The 24,380-nt window shown below is 69.3% G+C and carries 17 protein-coding genes and 3 pseudogenes; 10 read left to right on the top strand and 10 right to left on the bottom strand.

Annotated features, from left to right (window positions below; translation table 11 throughout):
* Window position 1: 1 nt before the first annotated feature.
* Window positions 2-1,171, top strand: a complete 1,170-nt coding sequence (gene eboE, locus ACIGFK_RS04595; RefSeq protein ID WP_376655879.1) for a metabolite traffic protein EboE — start codon at window positions 2-4, stop codon at window positions 1,169-1,171.
* Window positions 1,168-2,556: a nucleotide pyrophosphatase/phosphodiesterase family protein gene (locus ACIGFK_RS04590; protein WP_376655880.1), complete on the top strand. Its 1,389-nt coding sequence runs from the start codon at window positions 1,168-1,170 to the stop codon at window positions 2,554-2,556. The genes eboE and ACIGFK_RS04590 overlap by 4 nt, the downstream gene beginning before the upstream one ends.
* Before the next feature lie 428 nt (window positions 2,557-2,984).
* Here the strand turns inward: ACIGFK_RS04590 and ACIGFK_RS04585 are convergent, their stop codons facing one another.
* On the bottom strand, window positions 2,985-5,600 hold the full coding sequence (locus ACIGFK_RS04585) for a ferritin-like protein (RefSeq protein WP_400050508.1): 2,616 nt from the start codon (window positions 5,598-5,600) through the stop codon (window positions 2,985-2,987).
* Between the two features lie 1,158 nt (window positions 5,601-6,758).
* On the opposite strand from ACIGFK_RS04585, the gene ACIGFK_RS04580 reads away from it, so the two are divergent.
* The 6 genes and pseudogenes from ACIGFK_RS04580 to ACIGFK_RS04555 all read left to right on the top strand — a co-directional run bounded on the left by ACIGFK_RS04580 (window position 6,759) and on the right by ACIGFK_RS04555 (window position 11,783).
* On the top strand, window positions 6,759-7,850 hold the full coding sequence (locus ACIGFK_RS04580) for an endonuclease/exonuclease/phosphatase family protein (RefSeq protein ID WP_376655882.1): 1,092 nt from the start codon (window positions 6,759-6,761) through the stop codon (window positions 7,848-7,850).
* Between the two features lie 628 nt (window positions 7,851-8,478).
* Entirely contained in the window at window positions 8,479-8,790 is a 312-nt protein-coding gene (locus ACIGFK_RS04575) for a pentapeptide repeat-containing protein (RefSeq protein ID WP_376655907.1), read from the top strand.
* Window positions 8,791-8,873: 83 nt separating this feature from the next.
* Window positions 8,874-9,073 (top strand): annotated as a pseudogene (locus ACIGFK_RS04570) (transposase); the annotation flags it as partial.
* Between the two features lie 285 nt (window positions 9,074-9,358).
* Window positions 9,359-9,622, top strand: a complete 264-nt coding sequence (locus ACIGFK_RS04565) for an ABC transporter permease (RefSeq protein WP_376655883.1) — start codon at window positions 9,359-9,361, stop codon at window positions 9,620-9,622.
* A gap of 13 nt (window positions 9,623-9,635) precedes the next feature.
* Window positions 9,636-10,388, top strand: a complete 753-nt coding sequence (locus tag ACIGFK_RS04560) for a hypothetical protein (RefSeq protein WP_376655884.1) — start codon at window positions 9,636-9,638, stop codon at window positions 10,386-10,388.
* 6 nt (window positions 10,389-10,394) lie between these two features.
* Complete coding sequence (locus ACIGFK_RS04555; RefSeq protein ID WP_376655885.1) at window positions 10,395-11,783, top strand: hypothetical protein; 1,389 nt, start codon at window positions 10,395-10,397, stop codon at window positions 11,781-11,783.
* 68 nt (window positions 11,784-11,851) lie between these two features.
* Here ACIGFK_RS04555 and ACIGFK_RS04550 read toward each other — a convergent pair whose 3' ends face one another.
* From ACIGFK_RS04550 to ACIGFK_RS04535, 4 genes are all read right to left on the bottom strand, one after another.
* The gene (locus ACIGFK_RS04550) at window positions 11,852-12,937 is read right to left on the bottom strand and encodes a M14 family metallopeptidase (RefSeq protein WP_376655886.1); all 1,086 of its coding nucleotides are present in this window, start codon (window positions 12,935-12,937) and stop codon (window positions 11,852-11,854) included.
* Window positions 12,938-12,947: 10 nt separating this feature from the next.
* A complete protein-coding gene (locus ACIGFK_RS04545) occupies window positions 12,948-13,265 on the bottom strand; it encodes a hypothetical protein (protein WP_376655887.1) in 318 nt (105 codons plus the stop codon).
* Between the two features lie 57 nt (window positions 13,266-13,322).
* Window positions 13,323-14,060 carry a TetR/AcrR family transcriptional regulator gene (locus ACIGFK_RS04540; protein WP_400050505.1) on the bottom strand — a complete coding sequence of 246 codons (738 nt, stop codon included), beginning with the start codon at window positions 14,058-14,060 and terminating at the stop codon, window positions 13,323-13,325.
* Between the two features lie 706 nt (window positions 14,061-14,766).
* Window positions 14,767-15,993: a saccharopine dehydrogenase family protein gene (locus ACIGFK_RS04535; RefSeq protein WP_386463857.1), complete on the bottom strand. Its 1,227-nt coding sequence runs from the start codon at window positions 15,991-15,993 to the stop codon at window positions 14,767-14,769.
* A 113-nt stretch (window positions 15,994-16,106) separates the two neighbouring features.
* Here ACIGFK_RS04535 and ACIGFK_RS04530 point away from each other — a divergent pair, with 113 nt between their 5' ends.
* Window positions 16,107-16,817: a TetR/AcrR family transcriptional regulator gene (locus ACIGFK_RS04530; protein ID WP_376655890.1), complete on the top strand. Its 711-nt coding sequence runs from the start codon at window positions 16,107-16,109 to the stop codon at window positions 16,815-16,817.
* 524 nt (window positions 16,818-17,341) lie between these two features.
* On the opposite strand, the gene ACIGFK_RS04525 is transcribed toward ACIGFK_RS04530, so the two are convergent.
* The 3 genes and pseudogenes from ACIGFK_RS04525 to ACIGFK_RS04515 form a co-directional block, all read right to left on the bottom strand.
* On the bottom strand, window positions 17,342-20,812 hold the full coding sequence (locus ACIGFK_RS04525) for a protein kinase (RefSeq protein WP_400050502.1): 3,471 nt from the start codon (window positions 20,810-20,812) through the stop codon (window positions 17,342-17,344).
* Between the two features lie 86 nt (window positions 20,813-20,898).
* Window positions 20,899-21,159, bottom strand: a pseudogene (locus tag ACIGFK_RS04520) (NUDIX domain-containing protein); the annotation flags it as partial.
* A gap of 8 nt (window positions 21,160-21,167) precedes the next feature.
* Window positions 21,168-21,637: pseudogene (locus ACIGFK_RS04515) on the bottom strand (XRE family transcriptional regulator); the annotation flags it as partial.
* A 75-nt stretch (window positions 21,638-21,712) separates the two neighbouring features.
* Between ACIGFK_RS04515 and ACIGFK_RS04510 the strand changes: the two are divergent.
* Complete coding sequence (locus tag ACIGFK_RS04510) at window positions 21,713-21,937, top strand: GNAT family N-acetyltransferase (protein ID WP_386463958.1); 225 nt, start codon at window positions 21,713-21,715, stop codon at window positions 21,935-21,937.
* Window positions 21,938-22,464: 527 nt separating this feature from the next.
* On the opposite strand, the gene ACIGFK_RS04505 is transcribed toward ACIGFK_RS04510, so the two are convergent.
* A complete protein-coding gene (locus ACIGFK_RS04505) occupies window positions 22,465-23,211 on the bottom strand; it encodes a hypothetical protein (RefSeq protein WP_400050500.1) in 747 nt (248 codons plus the stop codon).
* A 422-nt stretch (window positions 23,212-23,633) separates the two neighbouring features.
* Window positions 23,634-24,128 carry a hypothetical protein gene (locus ACIGFK_RS04500; protein WP_376655893.1) on the bottom strand — a complete coding sequence of 165 codons (495 nt, stop codon included), beginning with the start codon at window positions 24,126-24,128 and terminating at the stop codon, window positions 23,634-23,636.
* Between the last annotated feature and the right edge of the window lie 252 nt (window positions 24,129-24,380).

Raw genomic sequence — 24,380 nt, 5'->3', positions numbered from 1 at the left:
CGTGCGCTTCCGCCACCCCAACGGCGACGTCGTCCACCTCGCTTACTGCACGAATGTCCACCCGGCCGAGACCTTCGACGGGGTGTTGGCCCAACTCCGCGACCACTGCGAGCCGGTGCGACGGCTGCTCGGGCGGGACCGGCTCGGCATCGGCCTGTGGCTCTCCAGGGACGCAGTGCGCACCCTGACCGCGGACCCCTCCGCCCTGCGCCGACTGCGCTCCGAACTCAACCGGCGCGGCCTCGAGGTCGTCACCCTCAACGGCTTCCCCTATGAAGGATTCGGCGCCGCCGAGGTCAAGTACCGCGTCTACCGGCCCGACTGGACCGACCCCAGGCGTCTGGCTCACACCGCCGACCTGGCCAGGCTCCTCACCACACTGATGCCGGACGACGTCGCAGAAGGCACCGTCTCGACTCTCCCCGTCGCCTGGCGCACCCCCTTCGACGCGGCCCAGGCGCGTGCCGCCCGGGCCGCCCTGGCCGCGCTCGCGGAACGGCTCGCCACCCTCGAGGCGGAGACCGGCCGCCGCGTCCGCGTGGGCCTGGAGCCGGAGCCTGGCTGCGTGGTCGAGACCACTGCCGAAGCCATCGCACAGCTCACCACCGTCCCCGGCGACCGCATCGGCGTCTGCCTGGACACATGCCACCTCGCCACGTGCTTCGAGGACCCGCGCACCGCGCTCAACGCTCTTCAAGCCGCCCGGATCCCCGTGCCCAAGGTCCAGCTCTCCGCCGCGCTGCACGCCGAGCACCCCTGTCTGCCCGAAGTACGCGAGGCCCTCCTGGCATTCGCCGAACCCCGCTTCCTGCACCAGACTCGCACCCGGACCGCCGCCGGCCTGCTCGGCACCGACGACCTCGCGGAGGCGCTGGTCAGCGGCGTCCTGCCGGACGAGTCGCCATGGCGCGCGCACGTCCATGTTCCCCTGCACGCGCCGCCCTCCCCTCCGCTCACCTCCACCACCGACGTGCTCCGGGACACCCTGGAACATCTCATCGGCGGCCCGGCGCCGCTGAGCCGCCACCTCGAGGTCGAGACCTACACCTGGCAGGTCCTCCCCCCGGAGCTGCGCCCCGTCGGCCCCGGCTGGCTCGCCGACGGCATCGCCGCCGAACTGGCCTTCGCCCGCGACCTCCTTGTCGACCTGGGCCTCAAGGAACTGCCATGACAAGTCACCGCCCGCCACGGCCCCTCCTCGTCCTCGACGTCGCGGCCCTGACCCCGCGCCTGCTCAACTACATGCCCCGCCTCGCAACGCTGGCCCGGTCCGGTTCGTGGGCGCACCTGGGGACGGTGCTGCCCGCCGTGACCTGTGCGGCACAGTCCACCTTCCTCACCGGCACGCTCCCAGCGGAACACGGCGCCGTGGGCAACGGCTGGTACTTCCGCGAACTCGGCGAGGTGCTCCTGTGGCGTCAGCACAACAAACTGGTCCGCGGCGACAAACTGTGGGACGCGGCCCGGCGCGCCTACCCCGGCTACACCGTCGCCAACGTCTGCTGGTGGTACGCGATGGGCGCAGAGACCGACATCACCGTCACCCCCCGTCCCGTCTACCGCGCCGACGGCCGCAAGGAGCCCGACTGCTACACCCGCCCGCCCCGGCTCCACGACGAGCTCACCCAGGCGCTCGGCACCTTCCCCTTGTTCCGCTTCTGGGGACCGGGCGCGGGCATCGAATCAAGTCGCTGGATCGCCGAGGCCACCCGCCACATCATGCGCTGCAGCGCTCCGGACCTTGTTCTGTCCTACCTGCCGCACCTCGACTATGACCTGCAACGGTATGGCCCCGACGACTCGCGCTCCCAGCGGGCCGCCACCGAACTCGACTCCGTGATCGCCCCGCTCGTTGACGACGCCGAGGCCGAGGGCCGCACCGTCGTCGTCCTGTCCGAGTACGGCATCACCCGTGTGAGCCGCCCGGTCGACATCAACCGGGCCCTGCGCCGTGCCGGACTGCTCGAGGTCCACGCCCAGGAGGGCATGGAGTATCTCGACCCTGCGGCCTCACGCGCCTTTGCGGTGGCCGACCACCAGGTAGCGCACGTCTACGTGCGCCGTCCGGAGGACTTGGAGGCTGCCCGCGGGGCGCTCCTGGCCCTCGACGGCGTGGAACGACTCCTCGACGACCAGGGCAAGAAGGACCACGGCCTGGACCACCCACGCTCGGGTGAACTGGTCGCCGTGGCCGAGCCCGGCGCCTGGTTCACGTACTACTACTGGCTGGACGACGCGGCCGCCCCGGACTTCGCCCGGACGGTAGAGATCCACCGTAAGCCCGGCTACGACCCCGCCGAGCTGTTTCTGGACCCCCTCGATCCCTGGGTGAGGGCCAGGGCGATGTGGGCACTCACCCGCAAAAGACTCGGCATGCGCTACCACATGGCAGTCGTACCACTCGACCCGTCGCCCGTCCGCGGCAGCCACGGCCGCCTGCCTGAGGACCCCGATGACGGGCCGGTCATCGTGTGCTCAGCTTCCGGTGCCGTCTGCGGTCGGGTCGAAGCCACCGATGTGAAGCCACTGCTCCTGCGGCTGGCGGGCCTCGGGTAGCGCGTGCCCGGCCCACCGGGCACCGTTGCCGAGACGGCGGGCCTGCAGGCTTCCTCGCTCCAGGGCAAAGACACGTGAGGATTCGTCTCCGGCCTGCGCGACGACGCACTACCCACAGCGGGCCCGGCGCAAGGTACCTGGCCGGCGGCGCCACCACAGCGGCCGGGGACCACTCGGACGAGACCGACCGGCGCATGCCGCTGTTCGCTGCATCGTGGTCGGCCTCGCCGTTCTCCTGCTGACCGCGGTATCCGATCGGTGCCGGTGGTTGGCGCGGCTGCTGTCGGCGGTGGCGCCGGAGGGGCACGGGCCTGCGGGCACCGGACGCCGCACCAGGCGTCCGGGCCTGGCCGGGCAATGCTCCGGCCAGGCCATGGAGGCACATGCGCGAGCGGCGGTCGTGGAGGTGGTGGCCGCCTGGCCTCGCGTCAGACCTGGAAGCTCGGTCCCAGGACGGTACCGGCGCCGGGAGCGGACGGGTGCTGGAACAGCTCCTTGGCGCGGACCTCGACGGAGTACATCAGCGAGACTGCCTCCTGCAGGTGCTCGGGGTGCCCGTTGAAGACCCGGTCCAGGGCCCCGAGGAGATCACCGTACGCCCGGTCGCACAGCTCGGACGCGAGCCGGCCGGGCGAGTCCTGCGGAATCGCGGACGTATCGGGGTCGTCCATCACCGGGTACACACCGTCCGGGTCGAAGGGGATCTCCTCGCCCTCGAACACCCATGCGCCGTCCTGCTGGATCAAGCGTCTGCCTCTGACGACCTGCTGGAACCGGTAGTAGTGGGAGGGCTGCCCTTGATACTCGGGGTTGCCGATGGTGCCTTCGCCCTGATGGATGATCTCGTAGATCGCGGAGTGGGCGGTGGCGACGTCGTACACCCTGTGGAGGTTCCCCGGCGCCTCGCCGGGCCAGTTCAGCACCTGGGGCTTGTCGCTTCCTGTGAAGATGCCGTCCCCCATCTCGCTGATCTTTCTGGCCACCTGTGTGTAGAGCCACCCGATGGTGAACTCCTCGAACTCCGCCTCCTCGAAGAAGGTCCTCAGCGGGGAGAACAGATGGGTGTTCAGATCCTGCGCCGAAATGGCCTGAGCCATTTTGACGGTGTTGTTCTGGGGCAACTCGTAGTGGTAGGACGTGACCTCGCCCAGCTCATTGAGCTCGATCCGCTCGGGGACGACTGGCTCTGGATAGGGCGTCCTCGCCTTGGTGAGAGGTCGCTCGGGCTTCTCGATCCCCATGAACACGTCGCGGATCTGCTGGATCGAACACCGGCGCAGCGAGACGACGAGGTCGGGGAGTACCCCGGCGGGCAAGTGGTTCGGGTACGTCGGCACGAATCCCGGCCGACCGATCCGGGGCTTCCCGCCCAACGCGGTCAGGATGTTGGCGACCAGGGTCATGTGCAGCATCTCCTGCATCACCACGCCCCGGATGATTTCGGCCACCTCGCGGTTATTGCCGGGCTTGAGGGAGAACAGCGCGTACAGGTACGGCGGAATGGTGGAGTGCTCAAGCTCGAGCGCGAGCTGGAGTGCGTGGCGCAGGTCATCGACGTTCCGGAGCGCCAGGAAGGGGGGCCGCTCCTGGCGCAGCCACCTCACGATCGCGTCCCGCTTGCCCGGCGACAGGTCGCGGGTGACCGGCATGTGGCCCGGTGAATCCATGGGCTCGGTAAGGACGTGCTGGAGGCGGTGCTTGTACTTGACGACGTCGTGGTAGTTCGCCAGGTCGAGTACGTCCCGCATCACCGGGTACAGGTTGGCGTACTGCTGGAGGATGGGCTTGACGTCAGGGATCCAGGCGATGTCGGCCGGCTCCTTGTACTCGTCCCAGACCAGCACGTTGAGCTGGTCTTCCTTGTGCATCACGGTCCCGCTGCCGCTCGAGTACTCCGGGCCGTAATCGACGTTGTAGACCTGTCCGTCGATATAGCCGCGCGGGTTGCCCGGGTCGGTCGCCGCCAGTCGGACCGTGGCCTGCCCTCGCTGATCGGTGGTTACGGGCTGGATCGGCTGGAGCCCACCTCGCTCGCCCATCGGGACCGGGGGTGCGACCAGCGAGTTGTCGTCGGAATGCCGCTTGGCGTCTTCCAAGGCGGCGTTACCGAAAACGATCTTGACGTTGGCGGCCGGCTCACCGAACCGGGTGGCGTGGACGGTGGTGGTCGGCCCCTCCCCCGCCTGCGCCGACGGGTAGACACGGAAGACGACGTCGTCGGCCCGGGCGAAACTGGCGTCGCTGTTCTCCGCCAGCAGCACGGCGCCGTCGAGGGTCCTCAGGGCGAGCCGACGGTCCGAGAACGTCGACTTTCCCTGCTGGAGTTGGATGGTGGCGATGCCCGCGCGCTCTGTGAGGAACCTGTCGTCGAGGGGGCCGAGCTGAGCCAGCACATCCGGCTCGCCGCCGCCCTTCGGCAGGGCCACCACCTGAAGGAGGCCGATGCTGTCGAGGGGAGGGCCGCCGGGGGTACTGGTGGGGACGCTGTTGCCCAGATCGATGTGCAGCCGGTCCTGCCCGTCGATGCGGCACGGCGCGTCCATGAAGGGTCCGCTCACGGCCGGGCTGCGAAGTCGGCGCGCCGCCGTGAAGTGCCGGGGCTCTCCGGACGTGGTCGGCCCGATGGAGCCCACGATGCGGCCCGTACCGAACCGCGGCGAGTCCCAGTCGGCTTCGTAGCCGTCGAGCATGAACTTGATGGACAACCCGTCATCGGCCGTGCTCTCCACCAGTTCCTTCAGGAACGGCGACGACCCCGTGTCCGTCTGGTCAGGGCTGAGCCTGATGACGGACTGGTAGGCGGCGGAGAACCCGTCCAGGCCTGTGGCCTGGGAGCAGCGCGCCCACAGGTCGACGAACGAGGCGTGGCGGAAGTCCCCGTACAGCACCTGCCGCCGCCCGCTGTCGAACAGCCGAAGCCCCAGGCCCCAGATCTGGGAGACGCCCTGCTGCACCGGGTCCAGATCCTGGATCTTTGCGCTGACGCGATCGCCGTCGTCCATCAGGGAGCCCTCGACGACGGGATCGATCGCACCGGACGTCACCAGACGGCCATCCGCCCCCACGACGCTGGTCACCCTGCAGTCGCGCAGGCGGAACGAGGCACTTCCCCGTGGATTCCACCAGCCGTCCTCTCCGAACCGACTGCGTCTGTGAAAACGAGGTTGGAACGTGTCGTTGTTGAAGTGCTCTGGGTCGTTGTTGACGGTGGAAGGGTCGAAAACGAACCTGCCTGAGAAGTGGAGGCGAGGGAACTGAAGGTAACTCAACGGAAACTCCGTTCGGACGCGGGAGGCCTACCGGACACGTATCCGGTGTTGGCCAGGATGGGCGGTGCGGAGACCCGGCGGTGGCAGGCACCCCGTTCATGCCTCGCCTGGCGGTCAAGGAATCAAGCCGAACGGGTAAGGCTTTCGTGGAATTCCCCGACATCCCGGGGAACGGCTGACACGGCGCCAGAATCGCTCGTGAACCGCCTGACCCGTTTGGATCGCGCGGCGGTCACCGAGTCGAGGCCGGCGCCGGAGACCCGACTGCGCCGGACGTGCTCCGCCGTACTGACCGGCCGACGACATGCTCGACTGCTGCCGACTCGGCAGGAGATGAGGGACGCCTACGTGCCCGACCCCGCCTTCGACGTCTGGTGTGCCGGATCCCGGGAGGACCACCTCTCCGAGGACGAGGACTTCCAGAACGGGCTGGAGTGGGCGCCTCCTCGTGCGCATCGCAGAGCGCCTCGCCAGGGCCCGTACGCCCGCGTCGCCTCTCGCGTTGGACCTCGAGCCACTCGGACACACGGTGGCCGTTGCCGGTTTTTCTCGGGGAGTGCGTGAGCCGGGCACCGTTCATGTCCGGTTCGATCCGGCCGTAAGGGGTTCATGTGGGTCCAGAACATCGGGGACAGCGCCCGCCGGTCGGGACGGTCAGCGTCCGGCGGGTCGGGTTGCATGCCCCCACAGTCTCTGCGCCTGCGGTCCGAGGGCCCCCGGGCCCTTGCATCCGGCCGTCATCCGCCGCGTGTAGTCCAGGTCGGAACGATCCGTGGATGCCGCCTTCGGTGATCACCACGCGTCGGGTCAGCGGACTGCCGCGACCACGTCCCGCTCCGCGGCTGACGCCCCGGGTCTGCTCCCCGGGAGCAGACCTGCTCCGTTCGACAGCCATGGCACGCCGCCGGAGAATCGGATGTGGAAGGAGGGGCCATGGGAATCCGCATAGCCACATTCAACTGCGAAAACCTCTTCCGGCGGCCCACCGTCTTCGGTATCAGGAACGACCCTATACGCGACGCCGTACTAGAGGACTTCAGGAAACTTGTCGAAATCCTCGATCACGACACGTATACAGACGACGACAGGACAAAAATCATCGAGCTCCTCAAGAAGCACAGCGTCGATGTCTCCCAGGAAGTCTCCACCCAGACGATCCTGGTGAACGAGCCGCGCGGAGGGGCCCGGCTGCTCAAGGGCGAAGGCACCAACATCGCGGTCAGGGCCGAGGTCACGGGACGGTCCGCCTGGGTCGGCTGGGCCGAACTGGTCACGGGCGACCTCAGCTGGGACGCCGTCAAGAACACCGCCAGGGTGATCGCCGAGGTGAACGCCGACATACTGCTGACGGTCGAAGTCGAGGACCGACTCACCCTGCACCGCTTCAACGAACAGGTGCTGGCAGGTCTGTTCGAAGCGGAGCCGTATCCGTTCAACATGCTGATCGACGGCAACGACATTCGCGGCATCGACGTGGGGCTGTTCAGTCGGCACCCGATCACCTCCGTACGCTCGCACATCTTCGACAAGAAGAATTCCCGGGAAATCTTCAGCCGAGACTGCCCGGAATTCGAGATCGACATCGATGGCGAACCGCTCTGGCTCCTCGGGAACCACTTCAAGAGCAAGCGCGGGGGCGGAGGCGGCGACAAGCGCAAGCTCCAGGGCGAGCGCGTCGCACAGCTCTACCAGGCCGCGCTCGAGCGCTCGGCCCATGTCGTAGTCGCCGGGGACCTCAACGACACCCCGGGCAGCCCGCCGCTCAGCTTCCTCGAGGCAACCAGCCTGAAGGACGCAATGACCCACGACAGTTACGAGGGACCGCCCGGCACCCATGGAAGGTGCACGGACCCCGACGACAAGATCGACTACCTGATGTTCTCGCCGGAGCTGTTCGCCAAGGTGGACAAAGTCGAGGTAGAGCGGCGTGGAATCTTCGAGTTCGGCACGCCGTTCGACACCGTGACCGGACCCGGTGATCAGGCTTCCGACCACGCTGCCCTCGTCGCCGAACTCGACCTGTAAAGGCAGCCCAGCGCCACTCCGAGCCACCACCGCCCGACCCGCTCCTCCTGCCGGTACGGGCCCCGCGCGCCCGCGACCTCGTTCTCAACCATGCGGGCATGCACGCCCTGGTTGCCGAGCTGGTCCTGCCCGGCGAAGCGTCGACGTACGTCACGAACGCGACGGAAATCTCCCGAGAACAGTCGACCAGCTGGGCAGCGAGAATCTGGACGTGCGGATCGGTGCTCTCCACGCTCTGTGGCGACTCGCGAACCATTCGCCTCAAGGCCGTGAGGCGGTCATCTCGATCATGGCCGCGTTGCTTCGGACTCACTTGCCATGGCCTACGCCTTGGCAGGACTCCCCGTCAGCGGGTATCGCCAAACTCCCTGCCCCCGCTGGAGACCCGTGCCGCGGATGCCCAGGTGGCGCTCACCGCCCTCAGGGGTCCTGTGCCAGGAACGCAAGCCCGACCGGCTCAACGTCAGCTACACCGACCTGCCCCGGGCCGACTGCGACGGACTGTGGGTACATCGCATCGACTTCGACGGGGCCTGCCTGGAAGCGGCGAGCACCAACCAGGTCAACCTGACCAAGGCATCGCTGATCGCGACCAACATGCGGCACGTGGGGCTCGGGACGTACGTCGATCCTCCACCCGGGCCGATGCACAGAAGCCGACCAGCGCGGCGCTCGCATGGGCAGGGCCGACCTCGGCGACGCCGACTTCTCCGACGCCGACCTGCGGGAGGCCAACCTGCGCAAGGCGCGGGGCCGCGGCACCAAATTCACCGGCGCGGACGCCGGCAACTCGAGGAACGGCAAGCGGTCCAAAGCCTTCGTCACCGACGTTGGGCCGGTCGAGACGGAGGTGCCGCGGGACCGCGAGGGGTTCTGCACACCGCGCCGTTGCGCGGTGTGTCACCGGGTCCGGACGACGGACCGCCGATGGGGGGCTTGAGTACCGGCTCACCCGAGCCGGAAGAGCTCTCCACAGCATGGATGTGGCAGCTCGGTGCCGAGGCAAGGCCGGACGAAGGCCTGATGGAGGGCCAGCACGTGATCGACACCGCCGACATCGACACATTCCTCGGCCTGGACGTCGGCAAGGGCGAACACCACGCCACCGCCGTTGCACCGGCCGGGAAGAAGGCCTTCGACAAGCGCCTGCCCAACACCGGACCAGGCTCCGCGAGCTCTTCGCCGAACTGCAGGCCAGGCACGGAACCGTGCTGGTCGCGGTCGTCAACACCCCAGGCGGCAGAACCCCAGGCGCCCCCAATCGGTGCCCCAGCCGGAGGCTTCCGCGCCTGGAGTGACCAGATGTCCAACTTGCCCGGGGTTGACCTGAATCCTGTGTGAGGTGGAGACTTGTATACACACTACGTGTGCCTCGTAGGTGTACTCCGACCCCGGCCGCACCGCTCCACTCGGCGGCGGCGCGGCCGCGGGTCTCAGGCCCGATCCCATACCCCGAGCCGGTGCCCCGCGCAGGCGGCGCACCGGCACCGTCACGAGGGGAGGCCGCTATGGCCTTCCACGCCTTCCACCACGCGAGCACGCTCCGTCCGCGTTTCTGGGTGGAGATCGCCCTGGGAAGCCTGTCCGGAGTGCTCTTCCTGATCACGCTCATCTGGCCCGACTGGATCGAGCTCGTCTTCCACGTCGAGCCCGATGCCGGGAGCGGAGCGTTCGAATGGCTCATCGTGGCTGTCACGGCCTCGGCTGCCGTCCTGTGCGCCCTCGGCGCGCGGACCGAGTGGCGCAGAGCCCAAACGTCCGGGCCGGCGTGAAAGGAGCCTTTCCATGCCTGAGGAAGACACTGCTGTCACCGCACTGATCCGGAAGGCCCCTCTGAGTTTCCTTGGTACGGTCACCAAGCTCGGAGAAGCACGGATGGAAAGCGTGTCGGCCAACGACCGGACGGCCGTGGTCCAGGTGGACGAGGTACTGCACGCGCCCGACGCCTTCAGGCGGCTCGCGGGCAGCGAGGTCACCGTACAGTTGTCGGACGAGCTGGAACCGCCGGCCATCGGTGAGGCGGATGCGTTCTTCACCCAGGGAGCGGTCTACGGCGAAGGTCTCGCCGTCAAGGAAATCGGACGGCTGCCTGCCGACGCCGTCCAGGAGCACGTCTCCCTTGCCGCCAGGACGGCAGACGCGATGCCGTTCTCGGCGCTGCAGCGCGACATCCAGGACGCGGATATGGTCGCCCACGCCGACGACGCGGACGCGGTCGTGGTCGGCGTCGTTGTAGGACTTGAGCAGGTGGTCGGCGGCCAGTTCTCGGAGCACTCCCCCGACTGGTGGCTCGCGCAGCTCGACGTGGCGCACGTGGAGCAGGGAGAGGTCTCCCCAGGGCGGATCGCCGTGCTCTACCCCAACAGCCAGGACTTCCGCTGGTACACGGTGCCCAAGCCGAAGGCCGCCCAGGAGGGTATGTGGATCTTGCACGCCACGGAGGGTGACCTGCGCGAGCAGGCCGCGTTCCAGATCCTCCATCCCGATGACTACCAGCCGGTGCAGAGGCTCGAAACACTGCAGGCCGCACGGAGGTGAGCCCGCATGCCCACTCTCAAGGTCGTCAACATCACCCCCGTCGCGCTGAGCGGCGACACAACCCAGGACGGTGAGCCCAACCTCGCGGTGAACCCCGAACGACCGACGGACATGGCCGCGACCGCGTTCACTCCCGATCCGATGGGAGGTCCCTTCGCCCCGATCTACGTCTCGACCGACGGCGGTAACACCTGGGTGCTGAGAAGCATCGTCCCTGGTGGCGACGACGGCGTAGGCACTGGGGACATCTCGGTCAGTTTCGCGTCCAAGGGAGGTGCCCTCTACGCGGGCATCCTCAACGGCCAGGCCGCCGCACAGGGCATCACGCGCATGCAGATCCTGCGCTCGCCGAGCATCGCCTCCACGTCACCCATGGTCGTCCTCGTCTCGCGGGACAGGGAGGACCAACCGTGGGTTGTGGCCGGAAGTGTCAGCGTGAACGGCTTCATCCGCGACCGCGTCTACGTCGGCAGCAACGACTTCGGGCCGGGAACCGCCCAAACCGCGACCGTGGACGTCTCGGACAACGCCCGAACGGCACCGGCTCCGGCCGGGTTCACACCCACCCCGATCGAAAGGCGCGCGACGTCCGGTCAGGACGGGCCTCCGGTACGGATCGCCCTGCACCCGGGTGGAACCGTGTACGCGGCTTTCCAGAGCTGGACGAACAGGAGCGGCAACAACGTCACCTTCGACGTCGTGGTCACCCGTGACGACAACGGGGGCGTCGGGCCGAACCCCTTCCGCGATCTCACCGATGTGGCGGACACCGCCGTAGGTCAGCGCGTGGCAACGCAGCGGTTCCTGAAGTTCGACGCGCGCATGGGCCAGGAGCGCCTCGGCGGCGACCTGTCCATTGCGGTGGATCCCACGAATGCAGGCAGCGTCTGGGTCGCATGGTGTGACCGCGTCGGCGGGCCCACGGGGACGGACTACACCCTGCACGTGCGCCACTCGGCCGACCACGGCCAGACCTGGTCCGCCGATGTCCGCACCGTCACCGACGCCAAGAACCCTGCGCTGGCGGTGAACTCGGACTCACTGCTCGGACTCGCCTACCAGCAGTTCACGCAGGCGCAGTGGGTGACGGCGCTGGAACTGACCGCCGACGCCTGGCAGACCCCGGCGGAGCGCCAGGTACTGCACCAGGCACCCGCCGGTGTGCCCACGCGGCGGGGCCTGCCTTTCTTGGGCGACTACATGCGGCTGCTCTCGATCGACCGGGACTTCTACGGCGTCTTCTCGGGGAACAACACCCCCGACCACGCCAACTTCCCGGCGGGTGTGACGTATCAGCGCCACGCCGACTTCGTGCACCACCAGTTGCTCGACCTGGACAACATCACGACGGTGCCGCCGTCGATCGATCCGTTCTTCTACCACCGGGCGGCGTAGAAGCGCACAGCAGTGGTAGGGCGCCCGGTTTCGCGGGCGCCCTACCACTGTGCCGTTACTCCTACTGCCTACGGGCTGCTGCCGTTACTCAGTGCGGTGAGACAGAACTGCACCAGCCCGGCGTCAACGTCCATGATGATCCTTTCCATCTCCTGCCACGGAGGGTGGAAGCTCTCGCCCCACTCAACGGTGAAGGAGAGGATCTTGCCCTTCTCGTGGTCGGCGATGTGCCGGGAGTACGCATAGTCGTCGCTGGTCCCACTGGTCGGGTACAGGTGGAAGGCGGACATCGGCGTGTAGGTCCGGCCGCGTACGCCCTTCAGGCCCTTGCAGAACTCCTCGGCGAGCATGGTGGCGTTGGTGGCGTCGGTCTTTGCGATGAACTCCGCGTAAGCCGCATCACCAGCTATTCCGCGCAGGCCGTTGAAGGCAGCGTTACGGAAGTTCTTGGTCGGGTCGAGGGACTGGTTCTCGTCGTCGCCCCAGACGAAGAGCATGTCCTCCGAGTAGCTGTGCACGTCGACGAACCAGCGGGTCCGCGGGAACTCGTCGAACAGCCAGCGCACGTTGCGAGTCTCGGGCTCCGAGAAGGGGTGGGGGCCCTGGTACACCTGCACATCGCCGGGGTCGGCCGAGACCCGTGGTCCGGCCAGCGGGTTGAAGGCGGTGGCGAAATCAAAAAGGAAGTCGAAGTTGCGGTTGATATCGACGCCGATGCGGGTGGGGTCGCCCCCTGAGTTAGCCGGGTTGCGGTTCTTGCGCCACATCGGGTCGACGGTTTGGCTGTAGTGCCGACCATCCGGGTTGACGAGCGGGAAGACGACGAGATCCAGGTCGTCCAGGAGGCTCTTGACCTCGGCCGAGGTGAAGCTCGCACCGCCATAGCTGAGGCCCGCACCGTCGCGGTGTGCCTCCAGCAGGTCGGCCGCGAGCTCGACGAGGATCTCGCAGCTGCCCCATTCGCGTGCGTGCACGCCCCCGATGAGCACGACGCAGTCGCTGGATCCGGCGGGGCCGGTGCCGAGCCGCAGGGCGTGGCCTGCGCGGCCCTCAACCGAGGGTTCGGGCAGGTTGATGAGCTTGCATGCGGCCGGGAACGCGGTAGCCAGGCTGGTCACGGCGGACTCGACCTCGGTGATGTTCAAGTACGGCATGGCGGCCCTCCTAGGCGTCCTTCACCTTGAGGGCGAGACCGCGCGGAACCTCTTCCTCTGGGGCGAACCGGTCGCCCTCGCCCACCTCGGCCTGGCGGGCACGTCCGGTGGCCGCGGCGTCGTCGAGTGTCGTGACGGACACGCCGTCGCGCTCAAGGGCCGAGAGCTGCTCGGGAGTGACGTAGGCGTCGATGCTGAAACTGCCGTCGTCGCCCTCGCGGGGGCGGCCGCCGACGTCGGGACGGGCCTCGCGCAGAACGGCTCGCAGGGTTTCGGCGTCCTTGGCCGTGACGAGGACGCGGAGGATCTCGTAACGAGGAGTGGACATGGCGACCCCTTTCGGGCGCATCTATGTCTGCATTTGTTCCACGTGTACCTCGTATCCTCAGGGTGCGCTTCCGCCGTAGAACGAGTCAAGGGGCGGCTCGGCGATCCGGCTCAGCAAGCCGTCCAGACCCGTGACCAGCTCCCGCTCGTCGTCGTACTCGGCGAGCCGCGGGACGAGCGTGCGCAGCCGCGGGTACTCGGCGGCGGGCAGCCGGTGCAGGCCCAGGCGCAGGATGAGGTCCGGCTCCTCGGGGTTGTCGACCACCTGACGCTTGTCCACCAGGAGGCATCCGAGGTTCCAGGCCACGAAGGCGCGGTAGATCGTCAGCGTGGTGGCGTCGTCGAAGCCGGCCCGGCCGAGCACGGCGAGGATGTGCTCGGTGAGCTGAAGCAGCGGCGTCGGGCGCCGGGCCATGGGCACGCTGAGCGGACGCGTGGCCACTACGGGCAGGATTTCGGGGTGAGCGTGCACTGCGGAGGCGAAGGCTCGGGCGATCCGGCGCAGCTCGGCGCGCCAGTCGGCACCCGGGGAGCGAGCCTCGTCGGCCCCGGCTTCGGCGGAGGTGCGCAGCCGCTCGTTGACTTCGGCGAAGAAGGCCTCGACCAGACCGTCGAGCAGCGCTTCCTTGCCTGCGGTGTAGCGGTAGATGGCCATCGGCTCGACGCCTAGATCGGTGGCCAGGCGCCGCATGGTGAGCGCGGCAAGCCCGTCCCGGTCGACCAGCGCGACGGCCGCGGCGAGCACCACTGGCCGACTCAGCCGCCTCCGCTTCCCGGGACTGTCCCGTTCAACCATGTCGCACTCCCATCGCATGGTGGGGATACAAAGTAAATATAGTCCCTAATTGTACTAAATATCCTGTTTCATTGAGATGGTCGGTGAAGCGACTGCGAGCACGTGGGACTCGGGCCTTACGGGAGGCGAATCGGCTGGCCAGTTGCTGTGACCGGGACCGTCGCCGCGGCCGTACCGACTGCGAGTCGGCGATGGCAGCGGTCGGTTCCGGATCGCGGCCAGAGTCCTCACGGACCGGGCTGCGGAGCTGGTCGTGCAACTCGGCCGGCAGCCCCTTCGCGCCCCGGTGGCGGGCGAAGGCGTAGACACGGTCCCGCGCGGGGAAGTCGCCCGGCATCGCCAGCCAGGTGATGCCGCCCGCGTCGCGCATGTACCCGCTGTCGAGAGCGATCGTCAATTGCTCGTACGATCCGGTTGGGATGCCCCTGGCCGCGCACGGCACGAACTCCTGTCGCCATATTGCGGGCACTGCCGCAAGGTGTTCGTCGCTGAGCAGGATGCCGAGCAGGTGGGCGCCCGGGGAGGCCGGCTGGTCCAGGAGCGCGCGCCAGGTCTCCAGCAGCGTGCGAGGCCTGTCGTCGAGCGCGGCTCCCCACGGACAGCACCAGGGCGGTGGCCCGGTCCGGGTGCCGGGTGGCCGGGCATGGACCCCGGGCCGGGGCCGGCAGCCACCCGCTGCCGCCGGCCCGCGACGGCGGCGCTCCGATCAGCCCTGTTCGCGGGTGCCCCACGGGGAGCCGTACGCGGTCAGCAGGTCCAGGAACGGGCGCGGCGGAAGGGCCTCCGGTCCGAGTACGCCCGGCTCCGCCCAGACGCCGGCGGCCATGAGCTCGAGCGCCACAACCGGGTTGACCGCGGTCTGCCAGACCACGGCCTGTGAACCGTACTCGCGCATCGACCACTGGTTGTCCACCACGTGGTACAGGTACACCTCGCGCGACCGGCCGTCCTTGCTGCCCTTCACCCAGGTCCCCGCGCAGGTCTTGCCCGACATCCGCTCGCCCAGCGTGGCCGGGTCGGGCAGGCACGCCGCCACGACGTCGCGCGGCGAGACCCGTACCGGTGTGCCGTCCGCGCCTCGCACCGTGACCGGTTCGGTGGAGTCCAGGCCCAGCGCGTGCAGGGTCTTCAGCTTGCCGATGAAGTCCTCGCCCAGGCCGTACTTGAAGGTGACCCGTCGAGCGTCCACCCAGCGCGGGACCAGCAGCACCTCCTCGTGCTCGACGTTGACGCACTCGACCGGGCCGATGCCCTCAGGGAAGTCGAACACCTCCGGCTCGCTGAACGGCTCGGTGGTGAACCATCCACGGTCCCGTTCGTAGACCACCGGCGGGTTCAGGCACTCCTCGATCGTCGTCCAGATGCTGAAGGACGGGGCGAACTCGTGGCCCTCGACCGTCAGGTTCGCCCCGTCGCGGATTCCGATCTCCTCGATCTCGTCGAAGAGCTCGTCGGCCGCGTAACGGGCGAAGACGTCCGACAGGCCGGGCTCCACGCCCATGCCGACCAGAGCCAGCCGCCCCGACTTCTCCCAGGCCCCGGCCCGCTCGAACTGCTCGTCGCCGAGCTTGACCCCGCACTCCTCGTAGGGCTTGCCGGGGTGCGGCCGGGACAGGGACATGGCCATGTCCACGTAGTGGCTGTCCGCCGCGAGCGCCGCCTCGAACAACGGCATCACGAACCGCGGGTCCGTGGCGTTCAGCAGTACGTCGCACTGCTCCTCGGTCAGGAGCGCCGCCACCGCCGCCTGGTCCGAGGCATCGATGCGGCGCGCGCGGAACCGGCCGCCGGCCTCGCCGAGCGCGGCGACGGCCGCCTCGGCGCGGGCCAGGTCGTAGTCGGCGACCACGAAGCGGTCGAAGAAGTCCCGGCGGGCCGCGATCCGGGTGATCGCGGTACCGACGCCGCCGGCGCCCACAAGCAGAACACGCATGACGAAACCCTCTCTCGGTGAGGTCCGCGGAGATCCGCGCCTCATGGGAGGGATGAAAGCCGGGGGCGCGAGATAAGGTCAATGGTGTTGGCATAAGGAGAAGGCGGTGTCTTATGGCGAAGCCGGTGGTCCCCGAGGAAGCCCGCAGGCGCCGGCGTCCCACCCGGCAGGGCGTCGTCCTGTCCGAGCAGCTGATCGTCGAAACAGCCCTGCGCATGCTGCGCGAACACGGCAGCGCCGGCCTGTCCGCCCGCCGGCTCGGCGCCGCCCTCGGCGCCGACCCCAGCACCCTCTACCGGTACTTCGACGGCATGGACGCCCTCACCCTGGCCATCGGTGAGGAGCTCATCGGCCGGGCACTCGACGGCTGGGCGGTCACCGGCCAGTGGCGTCACGACCTGCGCGAACTGGGGGTCCGTATCCACAGCGCCTACCTTTCGCACCCGCAGGCCGCCGTGCTGACCGCCGGCCGGGTGACCGGTCGGCCCCGCGAGATCGCCGCCGACGAGGCCGTACTCGGCATCCTGCGCACCGCAGGCTTCCCCGACCCGGAGGCGGTTCTGATCTACCACGCCTTCATCGACCAGAGCCTGGCCTTCGCAGCCCTCGACGCCGGCGCCCTCGCCCTCTCCGAGGCTTCCCGAACCTCCGACGAGGGGCAGTGGGAGTCCACCTACGCCCGGCTGCCGGCCGACGAGTACCCGCACATCAACGCCAGCAGGCGACTGCTCGCCGAGCGGATGAACCACAGCGCCTACCCGGTCGCCCTGGACATGCTGCTCGCGAGCGCGGAGACGCGCCTCCAAGCGCTGCGAGCCGGCTGACCCGGCCACTCCCCCAGGACCTGGGGCGGCTGGGCCTTCAGCAGCGGCAGCGGCAGGCGGCTCTGGCGGGTCCCGAGTGAACGCAGTGTCCGCACTGGTCTGGGCAGCCCTGCCGGAGTTCATCGGCAGCCTGAGTGCCGGGCTCGTCCTCGCATGCGGTGCCTGGCTCGCCCGCAGAACACGAGCCGCTCGCCACTCACGGCATGACGACCCCGATCCTGGCCGAGACACGAGCCGCAACGTAACGGGGTGATCACCCGCTCACCGCCGTAGCGGTCCGCTCGTCGTGTTCGCGCAACATCCGCAGGACGGCGGCGGGCGAGGGGCTCGGTCCCTTCTGCGTACTGGTGGTGATGACGAGCCGCTCGGCGATGTCTCGCAGGATCCGCTGCCCACAGCGGGCTCCTCACCCGCCGCCCGCATGGGCCGGCCTGAGTGTCTGCCCCCTAGTTCGGCGCCCTGGATGAGTACGAGCCCGAGTACGGCGACTCACGCGGTCCGGGGCGGAGGAGGAAGGTTTCCAGTTAGGCGGTCGCGCCGTCGTGCCGGTCGGCTGGTTCGCAGGTGGCGAGTTCCCAGTCCAGCTCCCATCGCCGGATGGTCCCCGCGCTGTCACCGCTGAGTACGAAGCGGCCGTCGCGGGAGAGTGCGAGGGATGTCGGGTGGGCTTTTCCGGGGAACTCGAGGGAGCGCAGGCACGTGCCGCTCGTGACGTCCCAGACGCCGATCTCGCGCGTGTGGGTGGCGACCGCGAAGCGGCCGTCGGCGGTGAACCGGGCCTGTTTCGCCCAGCCTCCGAGTGCTTCGAGTTCTCGTACGCATTCCCCGGTCGCGGTGTCCCACAGCCGGAGCGGCCAGCTCGCCTGCCCGCTCGAGAGCGCGAAGCGGCCGTCGGCGCTGAGGCACAGCGCCGATACGCTCTCCGGGAACACCGACCCGGCTGTTTCCGGCGCGCGCAAGACGTGCCGGCATCGTCCGTCGGCCAGGTCCCACAGGCGGATCATCCCCCGGTCGGCCGAGGCGGCGAGGTGCCCGTCGGACCCGACGCACAGGGCGGTGACGCGGACCTCCTCGCGGCCGCCGCGTGACGGCGCGCCGTCCCCGCCCCTGAGGGTCGTCATGTGGCGGCCGGTTTCCAGGTCCCACAGCCGTACGCCGCCATCGGCGCCTCCGACCACCGCCAGCCGCCCGTCGGCGCCGAACCCCACGTGCGCGGCGCCCACGGGCCGTTCCCCCCGTACGCACCGCCGCCCGGTGGCGGGCTCCGGCACCAGGAGGTCCGGCAGCGCGTGCGTTCCGGGGAAGGTGTGGAGGCAGTCACCGGTGTCGAGCCGCCACAGGCGCACGACGCCGCTCCAGTCGCCGGACAGCAACCGCCGCCCGTCGGGACTCAGGCTCACCGAATCCACCTGGCTCGTATGCCCAGTGAGTACGCCCGTGCACGTGCCGCCCTCGACGTCCCACAGCCGGATCGTCCGGTCGGTACCGCCGGAGACCGCGGTCCGGCCGTCACCGGTGATGTCGATGGCGTTGACGTCCCGAGTGTGGCCGGTGAGGCCCCTCAGCGGCCAGGCGGCCCGCAGCCCCGTCCGTACCGAACGGCTGCCCAGGGCCCGCCAGGCGGACAGGACGTGCGGTGCCCGTTCGTGTCCCGGGGTGTCGCGTGCCTGCCTGAGCAGGCCGAGCGCCGCCGGAAGCCGGTCGGCCGCCATAGCCCGTTCCGCCTCGGCGACGATGGTGTCCACCCGCGCCCCGAGGCGGATCAGCTCGGACTGCGGGCGGGGGCGACAGAGAACCGGCGCGGCCCGGTAGCCGTGCGGCAGGTCCCACCGGCGCACCATGTTGTCGGCGCCGATGGACAGCGCGGACCGGCCGTCCGGGCTGAGCCGGACGGCCCGTACCCCGCCCTTGTGAGCCGTGAAGGTCCGGACACAGCGGCCGGTGTACCGGTCCCAGAAGCGCAGATGCGCCCCGTGGCCGGACAGCAGGAAACGCATGTCGGCGCTGAGGGAGGCGGTGTCCCCCGCCCGGGCGTCCTCCAGGGTGCCGACGCATCGACCGTCACCGAGATCCCACAGGCGAATCGGCCCGTCGAACGTCCCGGTGATCGCGAGGCGCCCGTCGGGACCGAAACCGATGGGGTACGCCAGTCCCGGCCCGTGGCCGGTCAACTCGTTCCGGGGACGGCAGTCTTCCAGATCCCACACCCTGATGGTGGGCTCGGACCCGGGCTCGCCGATCAGCGCCCAACGGCCGTCCGGGCTCACGTACGGCGAGCGGAGCCCGCCGGAGCTCGCCAGCGTCCCCCGGATCCGGTCCTCCCGGAGGTCCCACACGTGGGATCGGCCGTACCAGTCCGAGAAGACCGCGACCCGTCCTCCCAGGCCGAAGCAGACCGCTCCGGCCTTTGCCCGAATGACGCGCAGGCACCGGCCGTCGGTCAGGTCCCACAGCCGGACGGTGTCGTCCTGACCGGCGGAGACCGCGGACATACCGCTGAGGTCGACCGACCGCACCGGCCCGGTGTGCCCGGACAGCACCGTGAGGCACTGCCCGGTGCTCAGCTCCCACAGCCGCACCGTGCCGTCCGCCTCTCCGGTCAGCGCCCGCGTCGCGTCGTGGCTGAGGCGGATCGGCAGCTTGGTGCGCGGCGGCACGTTCTGGTGCCAGGGCATCTCACGCGTGCCGACACAACGGGCGTCGGTGATCTCACCGGAGTCGAGGGCGCGCAGCGTCGCCCGCACCTCGGGCTGCTCAGGCGCGGGGCCGCCCAGGAGTTCGCGGGCCGAGGTCAGGTCGCCGCGTTCCATGTGCACTTGGGCGAGCAGGTGCCGGGCCTGCCAGGTGTCGCCGGTGTCGGTACGGATCGTCTCGATCCCGGCGATGAGGTCCTGGTCCGAGGTCGCGCCGCGCCGCCATCGCCGCACCCCGGCGTTGTAGGTCGTCTCCAGGTGGCGCGGGTCGGCCGCCAGGGCCGCCGAGAACGCCGCGTCGGCATCGGCCTCACGATCGAGGTCCAGCAGCGACAGGGCACGGTTGTTCAGTTCGTCGGCGCGCAGATCGGCTGCCGCCGGGGCCGGGCGCGGGTACGTCTCGCCCGTCACCCGCCGGTAGATGCCGGCCAGCTGGTCGGCGACCTCGTCCATCGACGCGGGTCTGTTGCCGGGCCGTTCGTCCAGGCACCGCGCCAGCAGGGTGTGCAGGTACGGCGGCATGGGGGGCAAGCCCTGGTCGGACGGCCCTTCGGCGCGGTAGAGGTCGAGTACCTCGCCCGCCACTGCCCCGACCACCCAGGTCACCCCGCCGGTGAACATCTCCAGCACCGACACCGCGAAGCTGTAGATGTCGGTCCGCCGCCCCAGGGGGCGCCCTGCGGCCTGTTCCGGGGAGGCGTACGCGGGTGTGAGGCCGCCACCGGACACCACCAGGCTGACGCCCGGCGAGCCGTCGTCCGGCGCGGCAGGGACGGAACGGGCCCGGGCCAGTCCGAAGTCGGTGACCTTGGCCGTGCCGGCACCGTCCAGGAGCACGTTGGCCGGCTTGACGTCCTGGTGCACGAGTCCCCGGTCGTGCGCGTGCGCCAGTCCCCACGCGACCTGGATCGCCGTGTCCAGGATCCGTGCCTGGACCTCCTGCCGCCCGCCCTGGTACAGCCGGCGGTCGTCGATCCATTCACGCAGGCTGCCGCCCTCGACGTACTCGGCGAAGATCCTCGGAACACCCCCCAGCGTCCGGACGTAGTGGCAGGCACACACATGCGGGTGCAGCCCCAGCGAGACCCATGCCTCAGCCTCGGTGACGAACCGTTCGCGGTCGGCGGCACCCCGGAACCGCTCGGGCCGCGGGCTCTTGACCGCCAGGTCGACATCCCAGACCCGGTGCCGGACCTTGTACACCAGGCCCATCCCACCGTGGCCGTGCACGGCGCCCACCTCATAGAGCCCGGCGACGACATCACCGACCTGCCACAACCACGGGACCTCGGACGCACGCACGCTCACAGGTTCCCCCCACCCATGCCGACGACGGATCCTGGATCCTAACGCCCTTGTATGACCGGGGAGTTGTCCGGTCGGGCCTGTACGGCACTTCGGGGGTACCCGCCGACCAGGCTCGTGATCTCCACGTCGAGCCCGGTCTCCTCCTTGACCTCGCGCACGGCGGTGCCGGGCAGGGAGTCCGTGAGGTCCATCCCGCCGCCGGGAAGGGCCCAGAGGTCGTTGTCGCGGCGCCGTTGCAGCAGGATGCGACCCCGGTCATCCGTGACCACGGCGAACGCCGCCACCACCATGCTGTTCGGCACGGGCGCGTGGGGATCGTCGTAGTACTCGGAACGGGCCATCGGGTCGCTCACGCCTCCACGGGCCGGGCCGTCTCCCGCACTGCGGCAAAGCTGTCGGCGAGGTGTCGAACACGCCTCCGGCATCGTGCCGGCACAGGTGCCACACAGGCGCACCGTACGTGGGACACCGGCCAAGTGCCGGTAGCGCATGAGACCGAGCCGGCAGCGGGATTCGGTGCCGTGCCCGAACCTCTCCTCCTGCCGGACGTTCTCGCGGTCCGCGTCACCGCTGGCGATTCGGACCGTGCAGCCGTCCTCCGCGCGTTCCCGCAGGAGATCGTTCACGCGGGGGTACGCCTCGTGCAGGAACACCGCCGCGTGGACGCGTACGTCGATCCGCTGGCGCGCCGCGGCGGTGAGATCCACGACCACGGAGACGGGCAGGCCCCCAACGCTGGCCGTACAGCGCCACCAACTCCGGACTGACGGCCCGCGCAGCACGGGCCTGCCTGAGCGCCGGCCAGCCGGCACGAACGTCCAGACGACAAATCCGTCGGCCTCGCAGTACTCGACATGGACGACGCAGAGCCACGCCAGCGCCGCCCTCGACGCTGTGGTGGACCTCGCCTTCGGCGAACTCCCGATGTATCGGCTCACGACGGAAACCCACACCGACAACGCCCCCGCGCTCGCCGTCCTTGCCAAGTCCGGCTTCACCCCGGAAGGGATCAGCCGCGCCGCCTGCCTCCACCGCGGTCGCGGCCACGACCTCGCCGTGTTCTCGCTCCTCCGCCCCGAGTGGGAAGAGCTGAAACGTCCTCGTGCCTGGGATGCCTGACCCAGTAGAGAGCTTGTCCAACACTCAGCAGCGGTTCAGCTCATTGTCGAGTGCCCGCTGCTCGGCGCAGGTCGGGTGGTACCCGTTCCAGGCCCGCAGCGCGGCCTGCGCCTTCTCCACCGGCGAATCGCCGGAACAACCTGGTTCTCCTCAACCGGCTTCCTAGCTGGGGGACCAGGAGCGCGATGTCGAGCCAGGCCGCGCCCCGGTGGGCCAGGGCCCGGTCGACCAAGCGACGCCGTGGTCGGTCATGAGGAGGTTGTCGGAGCGGATGTCGCAGTGCAGCAGGGTGTCGCAGTGCATCGCCTGGTGGTGTTCCGCGGCCCGCTCGGCAACCAGGTGGTCGGCGAGCTCCGGTGCACCCGGGTAGGGGCATGGGGTGAGCGGAACGTGGAGCGCTGACGGCGTCCAGGATGATCGGGAGGTCGGGTCAGCCGAGCGCAACGTCGGGGCGGCGTCCCTGTACGTGCTCGAAGGCGAGGACGACCCCGTCGGTAGCCTCGAGGTCGACGAGCAGCCGCGGGCCGTCAGAAGGGAGGTTCGAGATCGCCGCGGCCATCGCTGTGCGGCCCGCAGTCCCAGGGCTCCTCCTGGAAGGGTTCAATGTCGGTGACGTCGTGGCCCCATGTCTCGAGGGCCTTCCATGCAACGCGGCGGTTGGAGTCGTCGCTGCTGGTGTCCAGGATGCGGCGCGCGTGCACGGCGAGGTGATCGTGGTGCCGGCCCAGCGCGGGGTGTTCGGCGAAGACGAGCGCGGCGAGGCCCGCGGCTTCGCGCACGTCCTCGTGACCGTCCTGGAGGAAGGGCACGACGGCTCGATAGAGCATCGGGCGCAGGTCCCGGAAGGCTGCCAGCGAGGTGTCGTGGGTGAGGAAGCCAGGGAAGTACTGCTCGGTGCGGTCGACGATCTCGTCGGAGGCGTCGAAGGCCGTGGAAGCCAGCCAGTTCATCAATGTCGCGCGGATGGGGACGTTCCGATACGGCCGGAGGGTCATGGCCGCCGGGTGGGCGAGGATACCGGCGACATACATGGCGACGGGGGCAGTGGCTTCGTAGATGCTGTTCTGGTGGCCGACCAGCTCCCTCAGTTCCGACAAAGCGGTGACCTGCACCTTGGGATCAGGCTCCAGCAACCGTGCCAGGACTTCGGGAAGGCGTTCTCCGTTCCCGAAAGCCGTCTGGAGCGAACCCCAATCAGTATCCGCCAGGACTGCCTGGAAGGGCGGCACATCAGGCTCGTGGGGCGCCCCGGCCTCGGAGCTGCTGTGGTTCACAGGCCAAATCTATGGGCTGTCCCGTAAATGATCTCCCAGTCACCGCAGCGCAGTGGCGCTCGGCCCACATCAGGCCGGTCACGCGAGGCCGTCCCGGACCTCGCGGGCGAGCTGCGCGTAGTGCTGGCGTGCAGCAGCAATCTGCTCACGGGCCTCGGAGCGCAGCACCTAGCGTTCACGGGCAAGCCGGGCCCGGGCAGCACGTGCGTCCGCCATGACGTCCTGGTCCGGATCCGGCTCGGCCTCTTCCGCGGCGATCAGCGCGCTGTAGGTGCCGACGGCCCGGTCCCCGCTTCGATCGCAGCCTCGTACGCGGCTGTTTCCTCGTTCGGCCAGTCGTACGGCTGGAGCTGGGTGAGGAGATGCGTGAGGGCAGAGCCAAATCCCGATATCCCCATCGGCCCCCGTGCAGGTGACCCGTATCAAGCGACGTCACGAAAGGTCTCGCCGTATACCCGGAAGGTAGGAGGCTCATCCGGGATCGGCCTTCCGGTCAGGTAGGCCGCGCAGACCCATTGGATGTGCCGGATAACCTCCAACGCGCAGCGGCTCAGTTCCTCGTCGGACACGCGGCCCTGATTGCGGGCCATATCCCTGAGGATCGACCCGGCATCCGAGAGTCGCTGGGTACTCTCCCTGCTGCTGGGGGTGAGGATCATGGAGTGCCGGAGGACTGCGCGCCCGGCGGTGTCGACTCGCTCGTAGAACTCTCGGGTCAGGACGGGCCCGCGGTCGCGGAGGAGCTGCCCGATCGCCGCATCAGCCAGATGGGCAGCCTCCCAAACCTCGGTCGCCCCGGCTTTGGCGAACGCGAACATGTCGTCTTTGCGCTTCATTCGCCGTTGCAGGTAGAGCCCGGGCCAGCCGACCAGCGCCCCGGCCACCGCACCCACGGTTGAGCCGACCACGATCTCCATGAGCGCCATTGGTCCCCCCGGCGTCATCGGGCCAAACCACCCGCCTCATGCCCCGCTTCCTCGGACATGATGCCTCGCACTGTTAGCGCCCCGCACGTCATTGACGTCAGGCCGTGAGAGTCGCGGGCGATGGAGTCGATGGCCTCGGTCGGATTGAGGTCGCACATCGGCGGGTACCGGAAGGGCTCCGGGTCGGGACCCCGGTTCTTTCTGCGGATGGAGTCCGCCCGATCGTTCCGGCAGGCAGCGGGA

Source organism: Streptomyces sp. NPDC085524 (assembly GCF_044541755.1).
Classification (GTDB): domain Bacteria; phylum Actinomycetota; class Actinomycetes; order Streptomycetales; family Streptomycetaceae; genus Streptomyces.
This window is presented reverse-complemented; position numbering and strand designations above follow the sequence as displayed.

Bases quoted from the DNA above. Each gene is read 5' to 3' on its own strand.
- ACIGFK_RS04590 (WP_376655880.1), top strand. From the start codon at position 1,168: ATGACAAGTCACCGCCCGCCACGGCCCCTCCTCGTCCTCGACGTCGCG.
- ACIGFK_RS04580 (WP_376655882.1), top strand. From the start codon at position 6,759: ATGGGAATCCGCATAGCCACATTCAACTGCGAAAACCTCTTCCGGCGG.
- ACIGFK_RS04565 (WP_376655883.1), top strand. From the start codon at position 9,359: ATGGCCTTCCACGCCTTCCACCACGCGAGCACGCTCCGTCCGCGTTTC.
- ACIGFK_RS04560 (WP_376655884.1), top strand. From the start codon at position 9,636: ATGCCTGAGGAAGACACTGCTGTCACCGCACTGATCCGGAAGGCCCCT.
- ACIGFK_RS04555 (WP_376655885.1), top strand. From the start codon at position 10,395: ATGCCCACTCTCAAGGTCGTCAACATCACCCCCGTCGCGCTGAGCGGC.
- ACIGFK_RS04550 (WP_376655886.1), bottom strand. From the start codon at position 12,937: ATGCCGTACTTGAACATCACCGAGGTCGAGTCCGCCGTGACCAGCCTG.
- ACIGFK_RS04545 (WP_376655887.1), bottom strand. From the start codon at position 13,265: ATGTCCACTCCTCGTTACGAGATCCTCCGCGTCCTCGTCACGGCCAAG.
- ACIGFK_RS04540 (WP_400050505.1), bottom strand. From the start codon at position 14,060: ATGGTTGAACGGGACAGTCCCGGGAAGCGGAGGCGGCTGAGTCGGCCA.
- ACIGFK_RS04535 (WP_386463857.1), bottom strand. From the start codon at position 15,993: ATGCGTGTTCTGCTTGTGGGCGCCGGCGGCGTCGGTACCGCGATCACC.
- ACIGFK_RS04530 (WP_376655890.1), top strand. From the start codon at position 16,107: ATGGCGAAGCCGGTGGTCCCCGAGGAAGCCCGCAGGCGCCGGCGTCCC.
- ACIGFK_RS04500 (WP_376655893.1), bottom strand. From the start codon at position 24,128: ATGGAGATCGTGGTCGGCTCAACCGTGGGTGCGGTGGCCGGGGCGCTG.